Origin of the sequence: Azospirillum sp. TSH58 (assembly GCF_003119115.1) — a bacterium.
GTDB lineage: Bacteria > Pseudomonadota > Alphaproteobacteria > Azospirillales > Azospirillaceae > Azospirillum.
In genome coordinates, this window is record NZ_CP022364.1 from 1,261,875 (window position 1) to 1,285,222 (window position 23,348).

The window sequence follows — 23,348 nt, forward strand, 5'->3', positions numbered from 1 at the left end:
CGAAATTTCCCCTACTGGATTTCCAGCGGCTGGCGGGCCGGCGCGCGCCGCGTGTCGGGGGCCAGCGTCGGATCGTTCTGGTAGAGGGGTCGCGACGGGTCGGTGTCGATCAGCTGCGGCGGGGTGACGATCTCCTCGCCGGACCCGGAATCGAACTGGATCACCGCCATCCGGCGCACCGTCTCGCACAGGTCGCGCTTGCGCAGGGTCGCCGGGTCGCTCGGCCCGTCGAAGGCCACGAAGGGCACCACGATGCCGCTGCGCTCCCCCGGCGGAACGGAGGTGTACACATAGTTCGACACGGGCCGGCAATAGAGCACGTCGGTGGCCGACGGGGTGTCCGAGGGCGCGGCGGCGGCGGCCTCGCCCAGCGGCGCGCTGGCCAGCGGCGCCTTGGCCAGAGCGGCCTCATAGTCTGCGACGGTTTGTCCCAAGGCTGCGCCGCCGCTTCCCAGCGCCAGCGTCACGGTCAGGCAAAATGCCGGTGCAAAGCGAATCATGGTTCTTCCCCCCATCCCGAACGGCCTTCAAAACCTATCCAAAGAATAGTGCGCCGCACCCCGAACGCCAAATTCCTGTTTGCCGTTCCGGCCATTCGCCGTAATCGATTGCACAGTTCCGTCTCCCGTGCTTGCGGTCACGCTTGCCCTCGGGACGGAATCGCGCTAGGAACCGCCCTCGAAATCTCAGGGCGCTGGACCCCTAGGACGCTACACTCAATCGGTTCTGTCCTCCGCTGAATGGGGGACGCTCACGCTTAGGGAAACGCTCCATGGCTCGCAAGAAGATTGCGCTCGTCGGCGCCGGCCAGATTGGCGGCACGCTGGCTCTGCTCGCTGCCCAGAAGGAACTCGGCGACGTCGTCCTGTTCGACATCGCCGAAGGCATGCCGGAGGGCAAGGCCCTCGACCTGGCTGAGACCTCGCCGGTCGAAGGCTTCAACGCCAAGCTCAGCGGCGGCAACGACTACTCGGTCATCGAAGGCGCCGACGTCGTGATCGTCACCGCCGGCGTGCCGCGCAAGCCGGGCATGAGCCGCGACGACCTGATCGGCATCAACACCGGCGTCTGCCAGACCGTCGGCGAGAACATCAAGAAGTACGCCCCGAACGCCTTCGTCATCGTCATCACGAACCCGCTGGACGTGATGGTGTGGGTGCTCCAGCAGGCCTCCGGCCTCCCGCCGGAGCGCGTCGTCGGCATGGCCGGCGTGCTCGACTCGGCCCGCTTCCGCTACTTCCTGGCCGACGAGTTCAAGGTGTCGGTCGAGGACGTCACCGCCTTCGTGCTGGGCGGCCACGGCGACACCATGGTCCCGCTCGTCCGCTACTCGACCGTCGCCGGCATCCCGCTGCCGGATCTGGTCAAGATGGGCTGGACCACGCAGGAGAAGCTGGACGCCATCGTGCAGCGCACCCGCGACGGCGGTGCGGAGATCGTCAAGCTCCTGAAGACCGGCTCGGCCTTCTACGCCCCGGCCGCGTCCGCCATCCAGATGGCCGAGTCCTACCTGAAGGACCAGAAGCGCGTCGTTCCGGTCGCCGCCTACCTGACCGGCCAGTACGGCCAGAACGACCTCTACGTCGGCGTCCCGACGATCATCGGCGCCGGCGGCGTCGAGAAGATCATCGAGATCGATCTCTCCGCGGAAGAGAAGAAGATGTTCGATCACTCGGTCGACGCTGTGAAGCAGCTCGTCGAGGTGGTCAAGAAGCAGCAGGCTGAGAAGGCCGCCTCCTAAGGCGGCCTGTTTTTTGCCTGCGCGGCGACCTGCGGCCTCATCGCCCGGGGTGGACGGTTGAACCGTCCGCTCCGGGTGGTACAGTGATCGCGGTCGTTCGCGCCAGCCGGCGTAAGGCTTCCTGAAGGACTCGTCCCCCCGAAGACTTGCGCCCTGGCGCGTCCGCCAGCAGGAAACGCCTGCCCGATCTTCGCCCATCGTCAGCCGACCACACTCTGTCAGCCGACCATAAAAACAGATGGACGCCCGATGAACATCCATGAGTATCAGGCCAAAGGCCTGCTGAAGAAGTACGGCGTCGCGGTGCCCCGCGGCGGCGTCGCCTACACCCCGCAGGAAGCCGAGACCGTCGCCCGCGAGCTGGGCGGCCCGGTGTGGGTCGTCAAGTCTCAGATCCACGCGGGCGGCCGCGGCGCCGGCCGCTTCAAGGACAACCCCGAGGGCAAGGGCGGCGTCCGCGTCGTCAAGTCCATCGAGGAGGTCGGCAAGAACGCCGGCGAGATGCTGAACCACGTTCTGGTCACCAAGCAGACCGGTCCGGACGGCCGCGAGGTCAAGCGCCTCTACGTCGAGGAAGGCGCCGACATCAAGCGCGAGCTCTACCTCGGCATGCTGACCGACCGCGCCACCGGCCGCGTCACCATCATGGCGTCCACCGAAGGCGGCATGGAGATCGAGGAGGTCGCCCACAACACGCCGGAGAAGATCGTCAAGGTCGCCATCGACCCGGCCACCGGCATCCAGGGCTACCACACCCGCAAGGTCGCCTTCGCCCTCGGCCTCGAAGGCAAGCAGGTCTCCGCCGCCGCCAAGTTCATCGTCGCCGCCTACCAGGCCTTCGTGGACCTGGACTGCGCGATCGTCGAGATCAACCCGCTGATCGTCACCGGCTCGGGTGACATCCTGGCGCTCGACGCCAAGATGAGCTTCGACGACAACGCCCTGTTCCGCCACAAGGACGTCGAGGAGCTGCGCGACGAGGCCGAGGAAGACCCGGCCGAGATCGAGGCCGCCAAGCACAGCCTCAACTACGTCAAGCTGGACGGCAACATCGGCTGCATGGTCAACGGCGCCGGTCTGGCGATGGCGACCATGGACATCATCAAGCTGTACGGCGGCGAGCCGGCCAACTTCCTCGATGTCGGCGGCGGCGCCACGAAGGAGCGCGTCACCGCGGCCTTCAAGCTGATCCTCTCCGACCCGAACGTCGAAGGCATCCTGGTCAACATCTTCGGCGGCATCATGCGCTGCGACGTCATCGCCGAAGGCGTGGTCGCGGCCGCCCGCGAGGTGCATCTGCACGTTCCGCTGGTCGTCCGTCTGGAAGGCACGAACGTCGAGCTGGGCAAGAAGATCCTTGCCGAGTCCGGTCTGCCGATCCTGTCGGCCGACAACCTCGCCGACGCCGCCGAAAAGGTGGTCAAGGCCGTGAAGGAGGCCGCGTAAGATGGCTGTTCTCGTCGATAAGAACACGAAGGTGATCTGCCAGGGCTTCACCGGAGCCCAGGGCACCTTCCATTCCGAGCAGGCGATCGCCTACGGCACGAAGATGGTCGGCGGCGTCACCCCGGGCAAGGGCGGCACCAAGCACCTCGACCTGCCGGTCTTCGACACGGTGGCCGACGCGGTCGAGAAGACCGGCGCCAACGCGTCGGTGATCTACGTGCCGCCGCCCTTCGCGGCGGACGCCATCCTGGAGGCGATCGACGCCGAGATCCCGCTGGTGGTGTGCATCACCGAGGGCATCCCGGTGCTCGACATGGTGCGCGTCAAGCGGGCGCTGGGCAACTCCAAGACCCGGCTGATCGGGCCGAACTGCCCGGGCATCATCACGCCCGACGAGTGCAAGATCGGCATCATGCCCGGCCACATCCACAAGCGCGGCAAGATCGGCATCGTCTCGCGGTCGGGCACGCTGACCTACGAGGCGGTGGCGCAGACCACCGCGGCGGGGCTGGGCCAGACGACCTGCATCGGCATCGGCGGCGACCCGGTCAACGGGACCAACTTCGTGGACAGCCTGGAGCTGTTCCTGAAGGACCCGGAGACCGAGGGCATCATCATGATCGGTGAGATCGGCGGCGACGCCGAGGTCAAGGGCGCGGAGTTCATCCGCGACTCCGGGACCAAGAAGCCGGTCGTCGGCTTCATCGCCGGGCGCACCGCGCCTCCGGGCCGCCGCATGGGCCATGCCGGCGCGGTGATCTCCGGCGGCAACGACACCGCCGACTTCAAGATCGACTTCATGAAGTCCGTCGGCATCGCCGTCGCCGACAGCCCCGCGAGCCTGGGTTCCACCATGCTCAAGGTCTTCAAGGGCTGATAAAGCGGGGGCGGGACCCCATATTCCCGCCCACTGCCGAAGGACCGGCGGCCCCCGTGTCTCCATCCGGAGAACCGGGGGCCGTCCGGACCCCAGCGACAAGCAAAAAAACTCTCTGAGGGAACCGGGCAAACGCCCGAGGCAAACATATGTCCGCTAATCTGGAGAAGACCTCGTTCCTGTTCGGCTCGAACGCCGAATATGTCGCGGAGTTGTACGCGCGCTTCCTGAAGGACCCCTCCTCGGTGGATTCGAGCTGGAACGGCTTCTTCAGGGAGCTGGACGACGACTCCCGCGCCGTCCTGAACGAGCTGAACGGCCCGTCCTGGAGCCTGGAGGAGGGCACGCTCGCCAACGGCGCGCTCGACCCCGTCGCCGCCTCGCTGGAAAGCGTCGGCGCCCCGGCCCCGGCCAACGGCAACGCCGGCCTCGTCGCCCATGCCCAGCAGGTCTATGGCGGCATCAGCCACCAGCAGCTGCGCGCCGCGACGCTCGACAGCATCCGCGCGCTGATGCTCATCCGCGTCTACCGCGTGCGCGGCCACATGAACGCGCATTTCGACCCGCTGGGTCTCGAGAAGCGCGAGCCGCACCCGGAACTCGACCCGGCGACCTACGGCTTCGGTCCGGGCGACATGGACCGCCCGATCTTCCTGAACTACTCGCTGGGCCTGGAGACGGCGTCGCTGCGCCAGATCCTGGAGATCCTGCAGAAGACCTACTGCGGGAACATCGGCGTCGAGTTCATGCACATCCAGGACCCCGAAGAGAAGGCCTGGATCCAGGAGCGCATCGAGGGCGGGCGCAACCACACCGAGTTCACGGTGAACGGCAAGCGCGCCATCTACGAGCGGCTGATCGCTGCCGAGGGCTTCGAGAAGTTCCTCCAGCTCAAATACACCGGCACCAAGCGCTTCGGCCTTGAGGGCGGCGAGTCGATGATCCCCGCGCTGGAGCAGGTCCTGAAGCGCGGCGGCCAGCTCGGCTTGAAGGAGGTCGTCGTCGGCATGGCCCACCGCGGCCGGCTGAACATGCTGACCAACTTCATGGGCAAGCCCTTCGCCGCCGTCTTCTCGGAGTTCCAGGGCAATCCGTCCAGCCCGCAGGACGTGCAGGGCTCCGGCGACGTGAAGTACCATCTCGGCACCTCGTCGGACCGCGACTTCAACGGCAACATCGTCCACCTGTCGCTGACCGCCAACCCGTCCCACCTGGAATGGGTGAACCCGGTCGTGCTCGGCAAGGTGCGCGCCAAGCAGGCGCAGCGCAACGACCTGGACCGCGAGCAGGTCATGGGCGTGCTGATCCACGGCGACGCCGCCTTCGCCGGCCAGGGCATCGTGGCCGAGACGCTGGGCCTGTCGGAGCTGCGCGGCTACCGCACCGGCGGCACCGTGCACTTCATCATCAACAACCAGATCGGCTTCACCACGAACCCGACCTATTCGCGGTCCGGCGTCTACTGCTCGGACATGGCGAAGATGGTCCAGGCGCCGATCTTCCACGTCAACGGCGACGACCCCGAGTCCGTCGTCCACATCAGCCGCATCGCCGCCGAGTTCCGCCAGAAGTTCAAGCGGGACGTGGTGATCGACATGGTCTGCTACCGCCGCCACGGCCACAACGAGGGCGACGAGCCGGGCTTCACCCAGCCGTTGATGTACAAGAAGATCCGCGCCCACGGCACCACGCGGGAGCTGTACGGCAAGCAGCTCGTCGAGGAGAACGTCCTCACCCAGGCCGAGTCCGATCAGATGATCCAGGACTTCATGAAGAAGCTGGAGGCTGAGTTCGAGGCCGCCAACTCCTTCAAGCCGAACAAGGCCGACTGGCTGGAAGGCAAGTGGTCGGGCCTGGAGGCCGCGAAGACCGACGACGAGCGCAAGGGCAACACCGGCGTGGCGATCGACGTGCTGCGCGAGGTCGGCAACAAGCTCTGCGAGTATCCGAAGGACTTCGCGATCAACTCGAAGATCGCCCGCCAGCTCGAGGCCAAGAAGAAGTCGCTGGAGACCGGCGAGGGCATCGACTGGGCGACGGCGGAAGCGCTCGCCTACGGCACGCTGCTGGTCGAGGGCAACGGCGTCCGCCTGTCCGGCCAGGACTCCGGCCGCGGCACCTTCTCGCACCGCCACGCGGTGATGTACGACCAGAACAACGAGAACAAGTACATCCCGCTGAACCACCTGCGCCCCGACCAGGGCCCGTTCGAGGTGCATGACAGCCCGCTGTCCGAGGCCGCCGTCGTCGGCTTCGAATACGGCTATTCGCTGGCCGAGCCGCACAGCCTCACGCTGTGGGAGGCGCAGTTCGGCGACTTCGCCAACACCGCCCAGACCATCATCGACCAGTTCCTCTCGTCGGGCGAGTCGAAGTGGCTGCGCATGTCCGGCCTCGTGCTGCTGCTGCCGCACGGCTACGAGGGCCAGGGTCCGGAGCACTCCTCGGCTCGTCCGGAGCGCTTCCTCCAGATGTCCGCCGAGGACAACTGGCAGATCTGCAACCTGACGACCCCGGCGAACCTGTTCCACGCCTTCCGCCGCCAGATGCGCCGGCCCTTCCGCAAGCCGCTGGTGCTGTTCACGCCGAAGTCGCTGCTGCGCCACAAGCTGTGCGTCTCCAGCCTGTCGGAGCTGGCCGAGGGCACGAACTTCCGCCGCGTGCTCGGCGAGACGGCGACGGACCTGCTGCCGAACGAGGAGATCCGCCGCATCGTCGTCTGCACCGGCAAGGTCTACTACGACCTTCTGCAGGAGCGCACCGCGCGCGGCATCAAGGACGTGGCGCTCGTCCGGCTGGAGCAGCTCTACCCGTTCCCCCGCTCCGCCCTGACCGAGGAGTTCGCCCGCTACCCGAACGCCGAGGTGGTGTGGTGCCAGGAGGAGCCGGAGAACCAGGGCTACTGGGCCTTCGTCGACCGCCGTCTGGAAGGCGCCCTCACCTCGATCGAGCACAAGGCCTCGCGCCCCAGCTACGCCGGCCGTCCGGCCTCCGCGTCGCCGGCCACCGGCCTGCTCAAGCGTCACAACCAGGAGCAGGCGAAGCTTCTGGAAGACGCGCTCGTCATCCGCTGACTCGACGCCCAGGCGTAGAACAAGAAAGTACGAGAGGAACTTATGGCTACCGAAATCAAGGTCCCCACCCTGGGCGAGTCCGTCTCCGAGGCGACCGTTGCCCGCTGGCTGAAAAAGGTCGGCGACGCGGTCGCCGCCGACGAGGCGCTGGTCGAGCTGGAGACCGACAAGGTCACGCTTGAGGTGAACGCCCCGACCGCCGGCACGCTGGCGGAGATCGTCGCCGCCGACGGCGCCAACGTCGGCGTCGGCGCCCTGCTGGGCGTGCTGGGCGAGGCCGGCGCCGCCGTCGCCGCCCCGGCCGCCGCCGCCGCTCCCGCCGCCGCCCCGGCTCCGGCGGCTGCCCCGGCCGCCGCTCCGGCCCCGGCGGGCGCCGCCGCCCTGGCCGACGCCGGCCCGGCCGCCCGCAAGCTGGTCGCCGAGAAGGGCCTCGACGCCGCGCAGATCGCCGGCACGGGCAAGGACGGGCGCATCACCAAGGGCGACGTGATCGACCACGCCGCCAAGCCGGCCGCGGCCCCCGCCGCCGCTCCGGCCGCCGCCCCGCAGAAGTACCAGTGGACCGCCGGCACCGCGGGCGACCGTCCGCGCGCCGCGCAGGAGGAGCGGGTCCGCATGACCCGCCTGCGCCAGCGCATCGCCGAGCGTCTGAAGGAGGCCCAGAACAGCGCCGCCATGCTGACCACCTTCAACGAGGTGGACATGACCAACGTCATGGCGCTGCGCAACGAGTACAAGGACTTCTTCGAGAAGCGCCACAAGGTGCGTCTCGGCTTCATGTCCTTCTTCGTGAAGGCCGCCATCCAGGCGCTGAAGGAGATCCCGGCCGTCAACGCCGAGATCGACGGCACCGACCTCGTCTACAAGAACTACTACGACATCGGCGTCGCCGTCGGCACGCCACAGGGTCTGGTGGTTCCGATCGTCCGCGACGCCGACAAGCTCGGCTTCGCCCAGATCGAGGGCAAGATCGGCGAGCTGGGCAAGAAGGGCCGCGACGGCAAGCTGTCGATGGACGAGCTGACCGGCGGCACCTTCACCATCTCCAACGGCGGCGTCTACGGCTCGCTGATGTCCACCCCGATCATCAACCCGCCGCAGTCGGCCATCCTGGGCATGCACAAGACCCAGGAGCGTCCGGTCGTCGTGAACGGGAAGATCGAGATCCGCCCGATGATGTATCTGGCCCTGTCCTACGACCACCGCATCATCGACGGCAAGGAGGCGGTGACCTTCCTCGTCCGCATCAAGGAGAACATCGAGGACCCGCGGCGCCTGCTGCTGGACGTCTGATCCCGACACAGGGAACCGACAAGGGGATCGCGGGAGGCAACGCCCTCCCGCACCCGACCAGCGGGGACCAAAATCCCCGGACCTCGAAAAGGCGCCTCGCGGCGCCTTTTTCTTTGCCGTCCGATTGCCGGGCGCCGGTCACACCAGAGCGGCGGCGATCCGCGCGGCGGTGTCTTCCGGCTTCACCACCCGCTCGGCGGGCAGGCGCAGGGTCATGGTGGTCCCGGCGCCGAGCGTGCTGGCGCAGGTCAGCGAACCGCCATGCAGCTCCATGAAGTTCTTGGAGATGGACAGGCCCAGGCCGGTGCCCTCGAACTGGCGGCTGGCGGAGTTGTCGGCCTGCCGGAAGGGCTGGAACAGATGCTCCATGAAGTCCTTCGGGATGCCGATCCCCGTGTCGGTGACCGACAGGGCCAGGGCTCCGTCCTCATCGACGCGGGCGGCCAGGGTGACGCTGCCGCCTTCCGGCGTGAACTTCACCGCGTTGGACAGCAGGTTCAGCAGCACCTGCTTGAAGGCGCGGCGGTCGACCCAGATGGCGGGAAGGCCTCCGGACACGCCGTTGCGCAGATCCACCCCGCTGTCGGCGGCGCGGTCGCGGACCATGGTCAGGCACTGGGCCACCGCTTCGCAGGGGTCGATCACCTCTTCGGACAGCTCGTAGCGGCCCGCCTCGATCTTCGACATGTCGAGCACGGCGTTCACGATGTCCAGCAGGTGCTTGCCGCTGTCGTGGATGTCCTTGGCGCAGGACTTCTGGCGCTCGTTGAGCTTGCCGAAGAACTCGCTGTCGAGGATTTCCGAGAAGCCGATGATGGCGTTCAGCGGCGTGCGCAGCTCGTGGCTCATGTTGGCCAGGAACTCGGACTTGGCGCGGTTGGCCATTTCCGCCTGGCTCTTGGAGGCGAGCAGTTCGGCCTCCTGCTGCCGGCGCTTGGTGACGTCGCGGATGACGCCGACGAAGACGCGGCGCGGCGCCCCAGTCTCTTCCGCCCCGCCCTCCCCATCCGGCCCGCCCAGCCGCAGCGCGCTGACCGCGAGGTTGATCGGGAAGGTGCTGCCGTCGCGGCGCAGCGCCAGGACCTCGCGGTCGTTGCCGATGATGCGCGATCCGGCGTTCGGACGGTAGCCCGCCATCGAGCGGTCGTGGCCGGCGCGGAAGCCTTCCGGCAGCAGGATGTTGACGCTCTGCCCCACCACCTCCGCCTCGGCATAGCCGAACATGCGCTCCGCCGCGGGGTTGAAGGTCTCGATGACGCCGTGGGAATCGATGGTGACCACCGCGTCCACCATGGATTCCAGGATGCCGCGGATGCGGCGGGAGGCGCGTTCCAGCCGGTTCTGGTCCTGCTCACGCCGGGACTGCTGCCGCTCCACGTACCAGGTCAGCAGGGCGATCACCACCGACATGGCGAGGCCCATGGCGATCCACACCGCGCTGTCGCGCTTCCATTCGCCCAGCGCCTCGGCCTTCGGCAGGGTGGCGGCGACGGTGAAGGGATAATCGGCGACGCGGCGGACGCTGGCGATGCTGGGGCGCCCGTCGGTGGGCAGCACGGTGTCCAGCGTCGCCGCGTCCCGCGTGCGCAGCGCGGCGTCGACCTCCGGCCAGTCGGCCAGCGTGGCGAGGCGCTGGCGGCCCTCGTCCCAGGGGCGGTGGATCAGCACCGTGCCGTCGGCCAGCGCCAGGGTGACCGTGCCCTCCAGCCCCAGCCGCAGCCCCTCGAAGCCGGCTCCCAGCCGCAGCGGGTTGATCATGGCGACGACCACCCCGGAGAAACTCCCGTCCGGGTGGGACCAGCGGCGGCTCATCGGGATGACGTAGGTGCCGGGGAAGGCGATGCTGGGGATCGGCGCGCCGATGTGAAGCCCGCCGTCCGACGCGTTCTCGTCCCGGTGGACCGCGAAGTAGGGCCGGTTGGTCAGATCGAAGGCCGGCGGGCTGCTGTCGGCGGAGTGGTGCAGCACGCGGCCCTGCTCGTCCACCACGACCAGCCCGGAAACCGGGCCGATGGCGTCGCGCCGGTTGCGCAGAAGGGCGTTCACCGACGGCGCCGCGACGGTGCGCGCCTGCGGGTGGGTGTCGAGGACGGTGACCAGATCGGACAGCAGCAGGTCCACGCTGAACACCGTGCGGACGGCCTGCTCCTCCAGGATGCGGGCGAGGTTGCGCGTCGAGCGCTCGGCCCCCTGGACCGCCTCGGCGTGGCGCTGCCAGACGCCGTAGCCGATCATCGCGTTCACCACGACGATGAAGGCCACGCCGGACGCCCTCATCAGGAAGCGCACCGACCCCAGAACCTCGAACAGCCGCTCCCCCATTCCGGCGGGCCCCGTTCCAGAGGGCGGCAAGGTCGCGTCGCGAACCGGATTGCGGCTGGCCATGGCTGTGAAAAATTCTCCGCACGCAGTCCAACGGGGCCGGTGAGGGACCGTCCGCGTGGCGTTACCCAACGTAAGACAGTGCCAACCACCGGCCACCGCCAATCTCGCGCGAAAACCATAATGGAAGTTTAACCTTAATGCATCAATGAACCCGACCGTCCGGACGAGCGATTGTCGCTTTGCCTGACGCTCGCCGAGCGTTAAGTATTCACCGGGGTTGGGGGCGGCTGCACAAAGGAACAGGGACGATGGACAGCCAGAAAGACCGCAAGGCCACGATCCTCGCCGCCACGCTGTCGTCGCTGTGGACGGACACCGAACCCGCCGTGCGCGAGCGCGTCACGGCCATCGCGCTCGCCGACGCCGACGCGATCTCCGACGTCTTCTACACGATCCTGCTGGACCGCCCGGACAGCAACACCTTCCTCAACCACGCCCTGGTCCAGGAACGGCTGCGCCCCTCGCTGGCGCGCTGGATCAGCGCCCTCTTCACCGCCTCCACCGACGAGGCCATCGCGGCGGTGCTGGAGCAGAATTACCAGGTCGGGCTGATCCATGCCCGCATCAACATCCCGCTGACCCTGGTCAACGCCGGGATGCGGATCGTCAAGAAGGAGCTGTCGGCCCGCCTGCTCGCCGCCGACCTCAGCCGCGCCCAGACCGCGTCCGCCATCCTGTTCGTCGGCGAATTGCTGGACACCGTGCTGGACAACATGCACGAGGCCTATCTGGGCGACCTGCTGGGGAACGTGCGCCACCAGCAATCCCTGAAGATGTTCATGAGCGGCCCCAATCTGGCGCTGGAGGGCGAACGGCTGAAATCGTCGCTGTTCGACTGGCTGCGCAACACCGTGGTGTCCTTCTACGCGCATGAGGACAACAACCACGCGAACCCGCCGCCCATCGAATCCTCCGATTTCGGCCTGTGGCTGAACCACAAGGCGGAGCTGACCTTCGGCCGCGTGACCGAGCTGGACCTCATCCGAGAGCGCACCACCCGCATCAGCGCCAAGGTGACCGCCGCGGTCGAGGGAGGCTGGATCACCCCTGCCTTCGTGAAGGAGCTGAACAACGACGTCACGGAGATCGCCTACGTCCTCGGCACCATCATCGAGAAGGCGATGGAGATCGAAAGCGGGCGCGACCCGCTGACCCGGCTGCTGACCCGGCGCTTCATGCCGGCGATCTTCCAGCGTGAGGTCTCCATCAGCCTGCGCCATGGCAAGCCCTTCGCCGTGCTGCTGATGGACGCCGACCATTTCAAGACGATCAACGACACGCTGGGCCACCAGGCCGGCGATTCCGTCCTGTCGGACATGGCGGAACTGCTGCACACCCATGTCCGGGCCGGCGATTTCGTCTTCCGCTACGGCGGCGAGGAGTTCCTCATCCTGCTGACCGAGATGGACGAGGCGGCGCTGCGCGTGAAGGCCGAGCAGTTGCGCCGGATGGTCGAGGAGCACCGTTTTCCCGGCGCCGGGGGCGCCGGGAACGGGCTGCGCGTCACCGCCTCGATCGGGGCGGCGCTGCACGAGGGGCACCCGGATTACGAACACACCGTCCGCCGGGCCGACGCCGCGCTCTACGAGGCCAAGCGCCAGGGCCGCAACCGCGTGGTGATTGCCTGAATGGTGGGCGCCTGAGCGCATCTGCATCCCGGCATCGGGCGTTGCCCTGCGGGGGCGCATCGGCTACGTAAGACCTTTCCCTGCCGAGACCCGCGAATTCCATGTCTGACGGACCGCTTTCGCTCTACCGGGCCCGCCGCGGCACCGGGACGCTGCGCCCCGACCCCGACCAGGAGCTGGCCGCCGAGAAGCTCCAGAGCCTCTACAAGGCGCTGACGGGCTACAGCCCGCAGCCCGCCGGGAAGGCCGGAGGGGCGAAGGCCGGCTGGCTGGAGCGGTTCGGGCTGGGCCGCCCGCGCTCCGAACCGGCGGAGGCGCCGCAGGGCCTCTACATGTACGGCGGCGTCGGGCGCGGCAAGTCGATGCTGATGGACCTGTTCTTCGACACCGCCCCGGTGGAGAAGAAGCGCCGCGTCCATTTCCACGAATTCATGCTGGAGGTGCACGAGCGCATCCACCAGCACCGCCAGTCGGGCAAGAGCAAGGGCAAGGACGCCGACGACGCGTTGCCCGAACTGGCCCGCGCGCTGGCCGACGAGGCGTGGCTGCTCTGCTTCGACGAGTTCCACGTCACCAACGTCGTGGACGCGATGATCCTGGGCCGGCTGTTCACCAGCCTGTTCGATCTGGGCGTGGTGGTGGTCGCAACGTCCAACTGGCCGCCGGACATGCTCTACAAGGACGGGCTTCAGCGCGAGCTGTTCCTGCCCTTCATCGCCCTGCTCAAGGAGAAGCTCGACGTTCTGGCGCTGGAGGGGCCGACCGACTACCGGCTGGACCGGCTCCAGGGCAAGCCCGTCTATTTCTGGCCGCTCGGCCCGGAGAGCGACGCCAGGATCCGCCAGACCTTCGAAACGCTGACCGACGGCGCCCGGGGCGAGCCGACCCATCTCGCCGTCCAGGGCCGGAAGGTGGAGATCGCCTGCGCCGCCAAATGCGTCGCCCTGGTGGATTTCTGGAGCCTGTGCGGCAAGCCGCTGGGGGCCGCCGACTACATCGCCATCGCGACGCACTTCCACACCGTGCTGATCCACGGCGTGCCGACGATGAAGGACGAGCTGCGCAACGAGGCCAAGCGCTTCATGACGCTGATCGACGCGCTCTACGAGCACAAGGTCAACCTCGTGGTCGCCGCCGAAGGCCCGCCGGAACGGCTGTACCCCGAGGGCACCCACGCCTTCGAATTCGAACGCACGGTCAGCCGCCTGATGGAGATGCAGAGCGAGGACTACCTGCGCCAGCAGCACCTGACCTGAGGGGGCCGAGGCGCCCCGCCTCCACCCGTGTTACCACGGCGATCCCGCCCTACTCCCGTTTCGCGCCGAAGATAAACGGGCGCCCGACGTTGTATTGCTGAACGTCGGTCCAACGGCGAGGGAGAGGGCGAAGCATGCCTTGGCGGTCCCGGTGCGGTGCACTGACGCTGGCGCTTTTTCTGACGGCACCGATCCAGTCCGCCCCCGCCGCCGCGGCGGGCAGCGTCGACTGCTGGCTGCTCGACGGCGAGGCGCTGACCCAGGCGCGCGAGGGCGGCTGGTGCAAGGACGCCTTTTCCCGGAACTCGCAGACCGGAGCGGCGCCCGTCGTCACGGTCACCGCGGCCCCCCTGCCCGCCCGCAAGCCCGACCCGCCCCCGAAGAAGCGGGTCGTCACCGTCCAGCGCAAGGCGAAGGCGCAGCCCGACTCCCAGGCCGCGGCCATCGTCCGCCCCGCCGCCCGCGGCAACGCGGTCGCCGAGGCGGATTTCGGCACCCAGTTCAAGCGCGACTGGAACGCCCTGATGAAGAAGCTCTTCGAGCCCTGAGCCCCAAGCCACGTCAGGCGCGGATCAGGTCCGGGCCTCGTCCAGCCACTTCCGCACCGCCGGCGGCTCATAGGCGGCGAAGGCGTCCAGGATGCCCGGCGCGGTGTCGCGGACGATCAGCATGTCGCGGTGCTTGGGCTGCATGAAGCGCTCCCCCGCCACATGGTCGAGGAAACCGGCCAGTCCGTCGTAGAATCCCGAGGCGTTGAGCAGGCCGCAGGGCTTGTCGTGGCGGCCGAGCTGCGCCCAGGTCCACACCTCGAACAGCTCCTCCAGCGTGCCGATGCCGCCGGGCAGCGCGATGAAGCCGTCGGACAGCTCGGCCATCAGGGCCTTGCGCTCGTGCATGGTGGCGACGATGCGCAGTTCCTGGAGGCCCTGGTGGCCGACCTCCTTGTCCATCAGGAATTGCGGGATGATGCCGGTGACCGTGCCGCCCGCGGCCAGGACCGAGTCGGCGATCCGCCCCATCAGGCCGGTCCGCCCGCCGCCGTAGACGAGGCCGATGCCACGCTCCGCCATGTGGCGGCCAAGCTGCTCCGCGGCCTCGCCATAGGCCGGGTTGGTGCCGGGGTTGGACCCGGCATAGACGCAAATCCGCATGTCGTTCCTCTGTTCGCGCCGTCTCTTGGACGCGTGTCGTAACAAGTGGCTTACCGGACGCGGGTGACCGTGAAGCGCTGGCTGGGATTCACGAACTCGTCCTGCGCCGCGATCAGTTGCAGCTCCCGCGTGCCCATCCGGCGGGTGGTCTGGAAGATGGCGTAGATGGCCGCCGCCGCCTGCTCCAGCGCTTCGGCCGGGTCGAAGGCCTTCAGGTAATGGGCCAGGAACAGGGCGGCCACCGCGTCGCCCGACCCGTTGGGCGGCGGGTCCAGCGGCAGGCGCGGGGTGGAGACCAGCCACGCGCCGTCGCGGTCGTCGGCCAGCATCTCGATGTGGCCGGGGTCGGCGTCCTTGCGGGTCAGGCTGGTCACCAGGACCAGCCGCGGCCCGCGCTCCCGCAGGGCGGCGGTGGCGGCCAGCGCGTCGTCCAGCGTCTCCACCGTCCGGCCGGTCAGATACTCCAGCTCGAACTGGTTGGGGGTCATCAGGTCGGCGGCGGGGACGGCGTGGTCGCGGATGAACTCCGGCAGGCCGGGGCGCACGAAGAAGCCGCGCCCGACGTCGCCCATCACCGGGTCGCAGGCGTAGACGGCGCGCGGGTTGGCGGCCTTCAGCCGGGCCGCCGTCTCGACGATCACCTGCCCAAGCCCGACGTCGCCCATGTAGCCCGACAGCAGCGCGTCGCAGCCGGGCAGGACGCCGCGCGCGGCGACGCCGTCCATCAGGTCGGCGACATGCTCCGCCGTGAAGACCTGCCCGGTCCATTCGCCGTAACCGGTGTGGTTGGAGAACTGCACCGTGTTCACCGCGATGGCGTCGCAGCCGAGCCGCTGCAGCGGGAACACCGCGGCCCGGTTGCCGACATAGCCGTAAGCGACGTGGGACTGGATCGAAATGACGGTCTTCATGGGCGGACGATCCGAAAGGTTGGGCACGCATCCTAAACCGTCCGCGCCACACGCTGGGGATGTTTCCATGCAGACCAGAGTTACGCGCCGCATGGACAGGGGGATCGGACGCGGCTAATCCTGCGGCAACGACACAAGACCGCTTGGGGGAATGCCATGGCCGCCACCGCCCGCCCGCGCCGCAGCGTGCTCTACATGCCCGGCTCCAACACCCGCGCCCTGGAGAAGGGGCGCAGCCTGCCCGCCGACGGGCTGATCCTCGACCTGGAGGACGCCGTCGCCCCCGACGCCAAGGCGGAGGCCCGCGCCACCATCAAGGCGTCCATCGCCGCGGGCGGCTATGGCGGGCGGGAACTGGTGGTCCGCACCAACGGGCTGAACACCCCCTGGGGCTACGACGACCTCGTGATGGCCGCCGCCAGCGGCGCCGACGCGGTGCTGCTGCCGAAGGTGGAGAGCGCCGACATGGTCCGCCAGGCCGAGGCGGTGCTGCGCGCCAACGGCTCGCCGGACGGGCAGACCATCTGGTGCATGATGGAGACCCCGCTCGGCATGCTGAACGCCAAGGAGATCGCCGGGGCCAGCCCGAAACTGGGCGGGCTGGTGATGGGCACCTCCGACCTCGCCAAGGATCTGCACGCGGCCCACACGCGCGACCGGCTGCCGATGCTGACCAGCCTCGGCCTCTGCCTGCTGGCGGCGCGGGCCTACGGCCTCGCCATCCTCGACGGGGTGCATCTCGACCTGAACGACGACGCGGGCTTTGCCGAATCCTGCACCCAGGGGCGCGAGCTGGGATTCGACGGCAAGACGCTGATCCACCCCAAGACCATCGCCGCCTGCAACGCCGCCTTCGCCCCCGGTGACGACGAGATCGCCCAGGCCCACCGCATCATCCAGGCCCATGCCGAGGCCGTCGCCCAGGGCAAGGGGGTGGTTCTGGTGGACGGGCGGCTGGTGGAGAACCTGCATGTCGAGAACGCCCGTCGCCTCGTCGCGATGGCCGAGGCGATCCGGGCGCTGGAGACGGCGGGCTGACACCCGCCGCTCCGGTTTCATAACATCGGATCAGGAATCGCGGCGCGCCTGGGCGTCCTTCACGAACTGCGACACCCGCCCGATCTCGCGCGGATCGGTCTCGACCGTCCGGCGCCCGCTGGGGATCGGGCGCATGCCCTTGCGCGGGGTGCGTCCGGGGGACGGGTGCTGGGGCTGCGCGTCCTTCTTGCGCTTCAGCGCGTCCTGAAGGTTGGCCTGGACGATCGCGCGGCGCCGCTCGGCGCGGAACCGCTCCAGCCGCCCGTTCACCCGCTTCAGGGCGCGCGCGTAGACCTGCTTCTTGGCGGACAGGCCGCGTTCGCTGGCGTCCGCCGACTGCTGGCCGGTTCCGCTGGCCTTGCCCCGCCGACCGCGCCGCCGCGCCGCGATGATGTCGCGCGCCCGGTCGCGCTCCCCGCGCAGCCAACGGGCGAGCGTCAGGGTCTCGTCAGGCGGCAGGCTCTCCAGTTCCGGGTAATGGCTGCGGCGGACCTGCTCGAATTCCTTTTCGGACAACAGCCGTCGTTCGGCCGTGAGTTCGACTCCCATCGTTGAACCTCTCTGCTTCGTGGTCCCGCTTCGGCTTACCCCCGTCCGGTCAACCGATCGGGAGGCGAAGCGTTCCCCGGCTCGACCCGATGCGCCCCACTGCCACTTACGGGTGCCGAAGGAATCGGAATCACGACCTCTCCGGAACCAAGTCGCCCCCCATCGGTTTTCCGACATGTGGCAGAGGTGGAGGTTGAAGATGGCCTCGAAAGACAACGGCCAAGGCGAAGTCCAATCCGGGAGCGGTCGCACGTCGAACCGCGGCTTCGCGTCGATGGACCGTGACCGGCAGCGCCAGATCGCCAGCAAGGGCGGGGAAAGCGTGCCAGCCGACAAGCGCAGCTTTTCCAAGAACCCGGAACTCGCCGCGGAGGCGGGGCGGAAGGGGGGCCGGAGCGTACCGGCATCCTCACGCAGCTTCTCCAAGAACCCGTCCCTGGCCGCCGAAGCGGGGCGGAAGGGCGGGCAGGCGAGCCATGGCGGACGCGGGGCCGCCATACGCCCGGGCGAAGGCGACTGACGGCACCAACGAGAAAAGCCCCTCTCCGGAACCGGAGAGGGGCTTTCTTTTCATGCTCCGCTGGTCAGCAGCCCCCAGCCGGCCGGGCCGGGGGCGCGACCGGTCAGGAGGCCAGCTTGTCCAGTTCGCGCAGGATCGAGTCGCCCATGACGGTCGTGGAGCAGCGGGCCATGCCCGGCGCCATGATGTCCGCCGTGCGCATGCCGCCCGACAGCACGTTCTGCACGGCCTTCTCCAGCATCTTCGCCTCCTCGTCCATGTTGAACGAGTAGCGCAGGCACATGGCGAAGGACAGCAGCGTCGCGCAGGGGTTGGCGAGGTCGCGGCCGGCGATGTCCGGGGCGGAGCCGTGCACCGGCTCGTAGAGCGCCTTGCGCTGGCCGTTGGCGTCCGGGGCGCCGAGCGAGGCCGACGGCAGCATGCCGAGCGAGCCGGTCATCATCGCCGCCTCGTCCGACAGGATGTCGCCGAACAGGTTGTCGGTGACGATCACGTCGAACTGCTTCGGGTTCTTCAGCAGCTGCATGGCGCCGTTGTCGGCGTACATGTGCTCCAGCGTGACGTCGGAGAATTCCTCCTGATGGAGCTTCGTGACTTCCTGGCGCCACAGGAGGCCCGATTCCATCACGTTGGCCTTCTCCATCGAGTGGAGCTTGTTGCCGCGCTTGCGCGCCAGCTCGAAGGCGACGCGGGCGACGCGGCGGATCTCGCTGGTGGTGTAGACCTGGGTGTTGACGCCGCGGCGCTCGCCGTTGCCGATGTCGGTGATGCCGCGCGGCTCACCGAAATAGACGCCGCCGGTCAGCTCGCGGACGATCAGGATATCCAGGCCCTTGATGACGTCGGCCTTCAGGGTCGAGGCGTCGACCAGGGCGTCGAACACCACCGCCGGGCGCAGGTTGGCGAACAGGTTCAGCTCCTTGCGGAGCGACAGCAGGCCGGCTTCCGGACGCTTGGTGTAGTCGGTGGGGTTGTCCCACTTCGGGCCGCCGACGGCGCCCAGCATCACCGCGTCCGCCGCCAGGGCGTCGGCCAGCGTCTCGTCCTTCAGGGGAACGCCATAGGCGTCGATGGCCGCGCCGCCGACCAGCCCTTCGGTGACGTCGAAGGTGACGTTGCGCTTGCGGTCGAGCCAGTCGATGACCCGGCGCACCTGGCGCATGACCTCCGGACCGATCCCGTCGCCGGGCAAAAACAGAAGCTTCTTGTTGGCGGGCATGGCGCACGCACTCCCCATTGGAGACTTTATCAGTGTTGTCTAATCCGCGGACCGACAGGCCGGAAGGTGGTTGCCGCCCCCCCGGTCCGCAAGGCCGTCATGGCCTGATGCCATTGGGCCGCTGACCGGTTGGGCCGGATCAGCCCCAGAGCCAGGGCTGGCCGCCGCGCTGCTTGCCTTCATACTGGTCGATGAAGGCGGCCTGCTGCATGGTCAGGCCGATGTCGTCCAGCCCGTTCAGCAGGCAGTGCTTGCGGAAGGGGTCGACCTCGAAGCTGATCTTGCCGCCGTCCGGACCGGTGATCTCCTGCTTTTCCAGATCCACCGAGACGATGGCGTTCGACCCGCGCGACGCGTCGTCGAGCAGCAGGTCCACCTGCTCCTTCGGCAGCTTGATCGGCAGGATGCCGTTCTTGAAGCAGTTGTTGAAGAAGATGTCCGCGAAGCTCGGCGCGATGATGCAGCGGATGCCGAAATCGGCCAGCGCCCACGGCGCATGCTCACGCGAGGAGCCGCAGCCGAAATTGTCGCCCGAAACGAGGATCTTGGCGCTGCGGTAAGCCGGCTTGTTGAGGACGAATTCCGCGACCTCGGCACCGTCGGGGGTGTAGCGCATCTCGTCGAAAAGATGCTTGCCCAGCCCGGTCCGCTTGATGGTCTTCAGGAATTGCTTGGGAATGATCATGTCGGTGTCGACGTTGATCATCGGCAGCGGCGCCGCAACACCGGTGAGAACCGTAAACTTTTCCATCGCCAGAATCCTGTCGCGCAAAAGAGGCGCAAGCGTGTGCATGCGGAGTTCGGTGAATAGCAGACCCGTCCCGCCATTGCCAGAGGAAGCTTGCCGCAAATGCCGCTCGCGGCGCGCGATTCCGCATCCCGGAACACAGCCGGACGCAACGAAATTGCTTCCGAATTCCCTCCGCCATGTCCTTCGCCGCCCCCGGCCCGGCATCCGGTCCTTGCTGCAGGGCGCTCCCTCGCCTACCAAGGGGCGGACGCTTCCCTGGGTTCCGCGACCTTCATGACCTTGCTCCCCACCGCCCGCCGCCCGCGCACCGCGGCGCTCGCCTTCCTGCTGCTGGCCCCGCCGCTCTACGGCCTGCTCGGGCTGGCGCTCGGCATGGACGCCAACTGGGACCTGCGGAACTACCATTGGTACAACGCCTACGCCCTGCTGACCGGCCGTCTGGGCATGGACATGCTGCCGGCGCAGATGCCCAGCTTCTACAACCCGCTGCTGGACGTGCCCTTCTATCTGCTGGGCAGCCATCTGCCGGCGCGCGCGGCGGGATTCGTCTGGGGGACGCTGCACGGGCTGAACCTGGCGCTGGCCTTCCTGCTGGCCCACGCCGCCCTGCGCGTCGGCGGGGCGGGGCAGCGGGTGGCGCTGGCCGCTTTGCTGGCGGTAATGGCCGGTTTCGGGGGCGGCACGCTGGGGCTGCTCGGCACCACCTTCCACGACAACATGGTCAGCCTGGGCGTGCTCGGCGCGCTGGTCGTGGTGGCGGGATCGCTGCCGCGGCTGATCGACGGGCCGGTGCCGGGCGCGGTCGCGCGGGTGGCCGCGGCGGGGCTGCTGGCCGGGGCGGCGATGGGGATGAAGAACCCCACGGTGATCTACGCGGTCGGGCTCTGCCTCGCCTTCCTGGCGCTGCCGGCACGGCCTTGGCGGCGGCTGTGGCTGGCCTTCGTCTTCGGCCTCGGGGTGCTGGGCGGGCTGGCGCTGTGCGGCGGCTTCTGGATGGCCCATCTGTGGGTGGAGTACGGGAACCCCGTCTTCCCGCACATGAACCAGTTCTTCAAGTCGCCCTTCGCGGCGCTGTCCGGCTACGTCAACGTCAGCTTCTTCCCGGACTCGCGGCTGGAGCGGCTGTTCTTCCCGCTGGTCTTCCCCTTCGCGCCGCTCAAGGTCGGGGAGGTGCCCTTCTTCGACCTGCGCGTCCTGGCGCTGTTCCTTCTCGTGCCCGTCGCCGCGGCGCTGGCGCTGCTCGGGCGGGCCTTCCGCCGGCCCCCGTCCAGCGGAACGGCCGCGGGACTGACCGACACCGCCGCCACGCGCTACCTGCTGACCGCCATGGCGGTGACCTACGCGCTGTGGGTGGGGATGTTCTGCATCTACCGCTATCTGGTGCCGCTGGAGATGCTGGCGCCGCTGGCCATCGTCATGGCGGCGGGCCTGCTGCCGGTGCCGCGCCGGGTGGCGCTCGCCCTGGCGGCGGCCCTCCTGCTGCTGGTCCAAGCCACCGCCCGGCCCGCCGACTGGGGCCGCGTGCCGTGGAGCGAGCGCTGGGTCGAGGCCGCCGTTCCGCCCATCGAGGATCCGGACGACACGATGGTGCTGATGGCCGGCTATTGGGCGATCTCCCACGTCATTCCGGCCTTCCCGCCGCGCATTCCCTTCGTGCGCATCCAGTCCAACTTCCTCCAGCCGGATTCGGTCGGCAACGGCTACCTCGCTTTGATGCAGGACAAGGTGGGGGCGCACCGCGGGCGCTTCCTGATGCTCAGCACCATCCCCGACACCCCCGGCGCGGCGAAGGCCGCCGCCCTGCTGGGGCTGCGGGTGGCGCAGGACAACTGCCGCGTCATCCCCAACAACCTGGGCGAGCCGCTGAACCTCTGCGCCGTGCAACGAATGGCCGACCTTGAAAGGTCAGTGGATTAAATCGGGCGAGTGTGCTGTTTAACCTTACACCAGCACCGTTTCGAAGCGCATCGCCATGACCGTCTCCACCATCGACCGACCGGCCGACCGGCCATCCGACCGGCCCGCGGCGTCCGCAATCCCGGCCCCAATCCCGGAGGCGGACCCGGACACGGCTCCCGTGGTGGCGGTGCTGATCCCCTGCTACAACGAGGAGGCGGCCATCGCCGCCGTCGTGCGCGACTTCCGCGAGGCGCTGCCCGACGCGACGGTCTACGTCTACGACAACAACTCGTCCGACCGCACGGTGGAGGTGGCGAAGGCCGCCGGCGCCGTGGTCCGGCACGAGCCGTTGCAGGGCAAGGGCAACGTCATGCGCCGCATGTTCTCCGACATCGAGGCGGACGTCTACGTGCTGGTCGACGGCGACGACACCTACCACGCGCCATCGGCCCCGCTGATGGTCAAGCGGCTGTGGGACGACCAGCTCGACATGGTCAACGGCGCCCGCGTCACCGAGATCGTCAAGGCCTACCGGCCCGGCCACCGCTTCGGCAACAAGCTGCTGACCGGCATGGTCGCGCGCATCTTCGGCAACCGCATCCAGGACATGCTGTCGGGCTACCGCGTCTTCTCGCGGCGCTTCATCAAGTCCTTCCCGGCGCTCGCCAGCGGCTTCGAGACGGAGACGGAGCTGACCGTCCACGCGCTGGAGCTGAACATGCCCATCGCCGAGATCAAGGCGCCCTACAAGGACCGCCCGCCGGGCTCGCACAGCAAGCTGAACACCATCCGCGACGGCGTCCGCATCCTGCGCACCATCGTCAATCTGGTGAAGGAGGAGCGCCCCCTGCCCTTCTTCGGCGCCATCTTCGCCGCCCTCGCCGCGGCGTCGGTGCTCCTCGCCTGGCCGGTGGTGGCGACCTACCTGCAGACCGGGCTGGTGCCGCGCCTGCCCACCGCCGTGCTGTCCACCGGCCTGATGCTGCTGGGCTTCCTCAGCCTGACCTGCGGCCTGATCCTCGACACGGTCACGCTGGGCCGCCGCGAGGCCAAGCGCATGCGCTACCTGTCCATCCCCGCGCCGGGCGTCCATCCGGTCCGCAAAGCCGCCGGGTCCTGACCATGGGCAACCTCATCGGCGCCCTGTCCGACAGCCGGCTCGGCCGGCTGGCCGTGCAGTTCGGCAAGTTCGGCCTCGTCGGCGTGGTCGGTCTGGTGGTGGACACGGCGGTGGTCTACGCGCTGGTGTTCGGCGCCGGGCTGGAGTTCTTCGCCGCCCGCATCCCGGCCTATCTGGCCGCCGCCACCACGACCTTCGCGCTGAACCGCGCCTTCACCTTCCGCGGGGCCGCCGACGCGCCGCTCTACCGGCAATGGGCGGCCTTCCTGGCCGCCAACGCCTTCGGCGGGGTGGTGAATTACGGCGTCTCGATCGGGCTGGAAGCCACCCTGCCGCTGGCCGAGGCCCATCCGGTGCTGGCCGTCGCCGCCGGTTCGCTGTCCGGCATGGTCCTGAACTTCGCCGCCTCCAAGCATCTGGTCTTCAAGGACGCCTGATCCTTGAAGACCTGAAGGCTCCCTCTCCTTCCGGATATCGCCGGAAGTCTCAT

Annotated in this window: 20 protein-coding genes; 13 read left to right on the plus strand and 7 right to left on the minus strand. The window is 68.5% G+C overall.

Annotation, left to right across the window (positions count from 1 at the left end; genetic code table 11):
* Nucleotides 1-11: 11 nt before the first annotated feature.
* The gene (locus TSH58p_RS09525) at nt 12-500 is read right to left on the minus strand and encodes a hypothetical protein (RefSeq protein ID WP_146205957.1); all 489 of its coding nucleotides are present in this window, start codon (nt 498-500) and stop codon (nt 12-14) included.
* A 272-nt stretch (nt 501-772) separates the two neighbouring features.
* On the opposite strand from TSH58p_RS09525, the gene mdh reads away from it, so the two are divergent.
* The 5 genes from mdh (at nt 773) to odhB (ending at nt 8,431) form a co-directional block, all read left to right on the plus strand.
* The gene (gene mdh, locus TSH58p_RS09530; RefSeq protein WP_014241628.1) at nt 773-1,741 is read left to right on the plus strand and encodes a malate dehydrogenase; all 969 of its coding nucleotides are present in this window, start codon (nt 773-775) and stop codon (nt 1,739-1,741) included.
* Between the two features lie 249 nt (nt 1,742-1,990).
* Entirely contained in the window at nt 1,991-3,187 is a 1,197-nt protein-coding gene (gene sucC, locus TSH58p_RS09535; RefSeq protein ID WP_109469206.1) for an ADP-forming succinate--CoA ligase subunit beta, read from the plus strand.
* A 1-nt stretch (nt 3,188) separates the two neighbouring features.
* Nucleotides 3,189-4,064, plus strand: coding sequence for a succinate--CoA ligase subunit alpha (sucD, locus tag TSH58p_RS09540; protein ID WP_109469207.1), 876 nt, complete (start codon nt 3,189-3,191; stop codon nt 4,062-4,064).
* A 149-nt stretch (nt 4,065-4,213) separates the two neighbouring features.
* Nucleotides 4,214-7,138: a 2-oxoglutarate dehydrogenase E1 component gene (locus TSH58p_RS09545; protein WP_109469208.1), complete on the plus strand. Its 2,925-nt coding sequence runs from the start codon at nt 4,214-4,216 to the stop codon at nt 7,136-7,138.
* 42 nt (nt 7,139-7,180) lie between these two features.
* On the plus strand, nt 7,181-8,431 hold the full coding sequence (gene odhB / locus TSH58p_RS09550) for a 2-oxoglutarate dehydrogenase complex dihydrolipoyllysine-residue succinyltransferase (protein ID WP_109469209.1): 1,251 nt from the start codon (nt 7,181-7,183) through the stop codon (nt 8,429-8,431).
* Between the two features lie 138 nt (nt 8,432-8,569).
* Here the strand turns inward: odhB and TSH58p_RS09555 are convergent, their stop codons facing one another.
* Nucleotides 8,570-10,816: an ATP-binding protein gene (locus tag TSH58p_RS09555; protein WP_109469210.1), complete on the minus strand. Its 2,247-nt coding sequence runs from the start codon at nt 10,814-10,816 to the stop codon at nt 8,570-8,572.
* 248 nt (nt 10,817-11,064) lie between these two features.
* Between TSH58p_RS09555 and TSH58p_RS09560 the strand changes: the two genes are divergently transcribed.
* The 3 genes from TSH58p_RS09560 (at nt 11,065) to TSH58p_RS09570 (ending at nt 14,248) form a co-directional block, all read left to right on the plus strand.
* Nucleotides 11,065-12,444 carry a diguanylate cyclase gene (locus tag TSH58p_RS09560; RefSeq protein WP_109469211.1) on the plus strand — a complete coding sequence of 460 codons (1,380 nt, stop codon included), beginning with the start codon at nt 11,065-11,067 and terminating at the stop codon, nt 12,442-12,444.
* A 101-nt stretch (nt 12,445-12,545) separates the two neighbouring features.
* Nucleotides 12,546-13,700 carry a cell division protein ZapE gene (gene zapE, locus TSH58p_RS09565; RefSeq protein WP_109469212.1) on the plus strand — a complete coding sequence of 385 codons (1,155 nt, stop codon included), beginning with the start codon at nt 12,546-12,548 and terminating at the stop codon, nt 13,698-13,700.
* A gap of 134 nt (nt 13,701-13,834) precedes the next feature.
* On the plus strand, nt 13,835-14,248 hold the full coding sequence (locus TSH58p_RS09570) for a hypothetical protein (protein WP_109469213.1): 414 nt from the start codon (nt 13,835-13,837) through the stop codon (nt 14,246-14,248).
* Between the two features lie 24 nt (nt 14,249-14,272).
* On the opposite strand, the gene TSH58p_RS09575 is transcribed toward TSH58p_RS09570, so the two are convergent.
* Both TSH58p_RS09575 and pdxY read right to left on the minus strand, forming a co-directional pair.
* Nucleotides 14,273-14,851, minus strand: a complete 579-nt coding sequence (locus TSH58p_RS09575) for a TIGR00730 family Rossman fold protein (RefSeq protein WP_014241640.1) — start codon at nt 14,849-14,851, stop codon at nt 14,273-14,275.
* A gap of 50 nt (nt 14,852-14,901) precedes the next feature.
* On the minus strand, nt 14,902-15,762 hold the full coding sequence (gene pdxY, locus TSH58p_RS09580; RefSeq protein ID WP_109469214.1) for a pyridoxal kinase PdxY: 861 nt from the start codon (nt 15,760-15,762) through the stop codon (nt 14,902-14,904).
* A gap of 156 nt (nt 15,763-15,918) precedes the next feature.
* Here pdxY and TSH58p_RS09585 point away from each other — a divergent pair, with 156 nt between their 5' ends.
* Nucleotides 15,919-16,800: a CoA ester lyase gene (locus TSH58p_RS09585; protein WP_109469215.1), complete on the plus strand. Its 882-nt coding sequence runs from the start codon at nt 15,919-15,921 to the stop codon at nt 16,798-16,800.
* A gap of 30 nt (nt 16,801-16,830) precedes the next feature.
* Here the strand turns inward: TSH58p_RS09585 and TSH58p_RS09590 are convergent, their stop codons facing one another.
* Nucleotides 16,831-17,349, minus strand: coding sequence for a hypothetical protein (locus TSH58p_RS09590; RefSeq protein WP_109469216.1), 519 nt, complete (start codon nt 17,347-17,349; stop codon nt 16,831-16,833).
* 199 nt (nt 17,350-17,548) lie between these two features.
* On the opposite strand from TSH58p_RS09590, the gene TSH58p_RS09595 reads away from it, so the two are divergent.
* Nucleotides 17,549-17,869: a general stress protein gene (locus tag TSH58p_RS09595; protein WP_109469298.1), complete on the plus strand. Its 321-nt coding sequence runs from the start codon at nt 17,549-17,551 to the stop codon at nt 17,867-17,869.
* Between the two features lie 103 nt (nt 17,870-17,972).
* Here TSH58p_RS09595 and leuB read toward each other — a convergent pair whose 3' ends face one another.
* Nucleotides 17,973-19,088, minus strand: a complete 1,116-nt coding sequence (leuB, locus tag TSH58p_RS09600; protein ID WP_014241645.1) for a 3-isopropylmalate dehydrogenase — start codon at nt 19,086-19,088, stop codon at nt 17,973-17,975.
* Nucleotides 19,089-19,227: 139 nt separating this feature from the next.
* Nucleotides 19,228-19,839, minus strand: coding sequence for a 3-isopropylmalate dehydratase small subunit (leuD, locus tag TSH58p_RS09605; protein ID WP_014241647.1), 612 nt, complete (start codon nt 19,837-19,839; stop codon nt 19,228-19,230).
* A 273-nt stretch (nt 19,840-20,112) separates the two neighbouring features.
* Here leuD and TSH58p_RS09610 point away from each other — a divergent pair, with 273 nt between their 5' ends.
* Genes TSH58p_RS09610 through TSH58p_RS09620 form a run of 3 tightly spaced genes read left to right on the plus strand, consistent with a single transcriptional unit; the run spans nt 20,113 to nt 23,295 of the window.
* Entirely contained in the window at nt 20,113-21,756 is a 1,644-nt protein-coding gene (locus TSH58p_RS09610; protein WP_109469217.1) for a hypothetical protein, read from the plus strand.
* A gap of 55 nt (nt 21,757-21,811) precedes the next feature.
* Nucleotides 21,812-22,858: a glycosyltransferase family 2 protein gene (locus TSH58p_RS09615; protein ID WP_247895525.1), complete on the plus strand. Its 1,047-nt coding sequence runs from the start codon at nt 21,812-21,814 to the stop codon at nt 22,856-22,858.
* 2 nt (nt 22,859-22,860) lie between these two features.
* Nucleotides 22,861-23,295 (plus strand): GtrA family protein, encoded by a 435-nt coding sequence (locus TSH58p_RS09620; protein WP_109072114.1) that lies wholly within the window; start codon nt 22,861-22,863, stop codon nt 23,293-23,295.
* Nucleotides 23,296-23,348 lie beyond the last annotated feature (53 nt).

Excerpts from the sequence above, each read along its gene's own strand:
- TSH58p_RS09525 (WP_146205957.1), bottom strand. The coding sequence starts at position 500 with ATGATTCGCTTTGCACCGGCATTTTGCCTGACCGTGACGCTGGCGCTG.
- mdh (WP_014241628.1), top strand. The coding sequence starts at position 773 with ATGGCTCGCAAGAAGATTGCGCTCGTCGGCGCCGGCCAGATTGGCGGC.
- sucC (WP_109469206.1), top strand. The coding sequence starts at position 1,991 with ATGAACATCCATGAGTATCAGGCCAAAGGCCTGCTGAAGAAGTACGGC.
- sucD (WP_109469207.1), top strand. The coding sequence starts at position 3,189 with ATGGCTGTTCTCGTCGATAAGAACACGAAGGTGATCTGCCAGGGCTTC.
- TSH58p_RS09545 (WP_109469208.1), top strand. The coding sequence starts at position 4,214 with ATGTCCGCTAATCTGGAGAAGACCTCGTTCCTGTTCGGCTCGAACGCC.
- odhB (WP_109469209.1), top strand. The coding sequence starts at position 7,181 with ATGGCTACCGAAATCAAGGTCCCCACCCTGGGCGAGTCCGTCTCCGAG.
- TSH58p_RS09555 (WP_109469210.1), bottom strand. The coding sequence starts at position 10,816 with ATGGCCAGCCGCAATCCGGTTCGCGACGCGACCTTGCCGCCCTCTGGA.
- TSH58p_RS09560 (WP_109469211.1), top strand. The coding sequence starts at position 11,065 with ATGGACAGCCAGAAAGACCGCAAGGCCACGATCCTCGCCGCCACGCTG.
- zapE (WP_109469212.1), top strand. The coding sequence starts at position 12,546 with ATGTCTGACGGACCGCTTTCGCTCTACCGGGCCCGCCGCGGCACCGGG.
- TSH58p_RS09570 (WP_109469213.1), top strand. The coding sequence starts at position 13,835 with ATGCCTTGGCGGTCCCGGTGCGGTGCACTGACGCTGGCGCTTTTTCTG.
- TSH58p_RS09575 (WP_014241640.1), bottom strand. The coding sequence starts at position 14,851 with ATGCGGATTTGCGTCTATGCCGGGTCCAACCCCGGCACCAACCCGGCC.
- pdxY (WP_109469214.1), bottom strand. The coding sequence starts at position 15,762 with ATGAAGACCGTCATTTCGATCCAGTCCCACGTCGCTTACGGCTATGTC.
- TSH58p_RS09585 (WP_109469215.1), top strand. The coding sequence starts at position 15,919 with ATGGCCGCCACCGCCCGCCCGCGCCGCAGCGTGCTCTACATGCCCGGC.
- TSH58p_RS09590 (WP_109469216.1), bottom strand. The coding sequence starts at position 17,349 with ATGGGAGTCGAACTCACGGCCGAACGACGGCTGTTGTCCGAAAAGGAA.
- TSH58p_RS09595 (WP_109469298.1), top strand. The coding sequence starts at position 17,549 with ATGGCCTCGAAAGACAACGGCCAAGGCGAAGTCCAATCCGGGAGCGGT.
- leuB (WP_014241645.1), bottom strand. The coding sequence starts at position 19,088 with ATGCCCGCCAACAAGAAGCTTCTGTTTTTGCCCGGCGACGGGATCGGT.
- leuD (WP_014241647.1), bottom strand. The coding sequence starts at position 19,839 with ATGGAAAAGTTTACGGTTCTCACCGGTGTTGCGGCGCCGCTGCCGATG.
- TSH58p_RS09610 (WP_109469217.1), top strand. The coding sequence starts at position 20,113 with ATGACCTTGCTCCCCACCGCCCGCCGCCCGCGCACCGCGGCGCTCGCC.
- TSH58p_RS09615 (WP_247895525.1), top strand. The coding sequence starts at position 21,812 with ATGACCGTCTCCACCATCGACCGACCGGCCGACCGGCCATCCGACCGG.
- TSH58p_RS09620 (WP_109072114.1), top strand. The coding sequence starts at position 22,861 with ATGGGCAACCTCATCGGCGCCCTGTCCGACAGCCGGCTCGGCCGGCTG.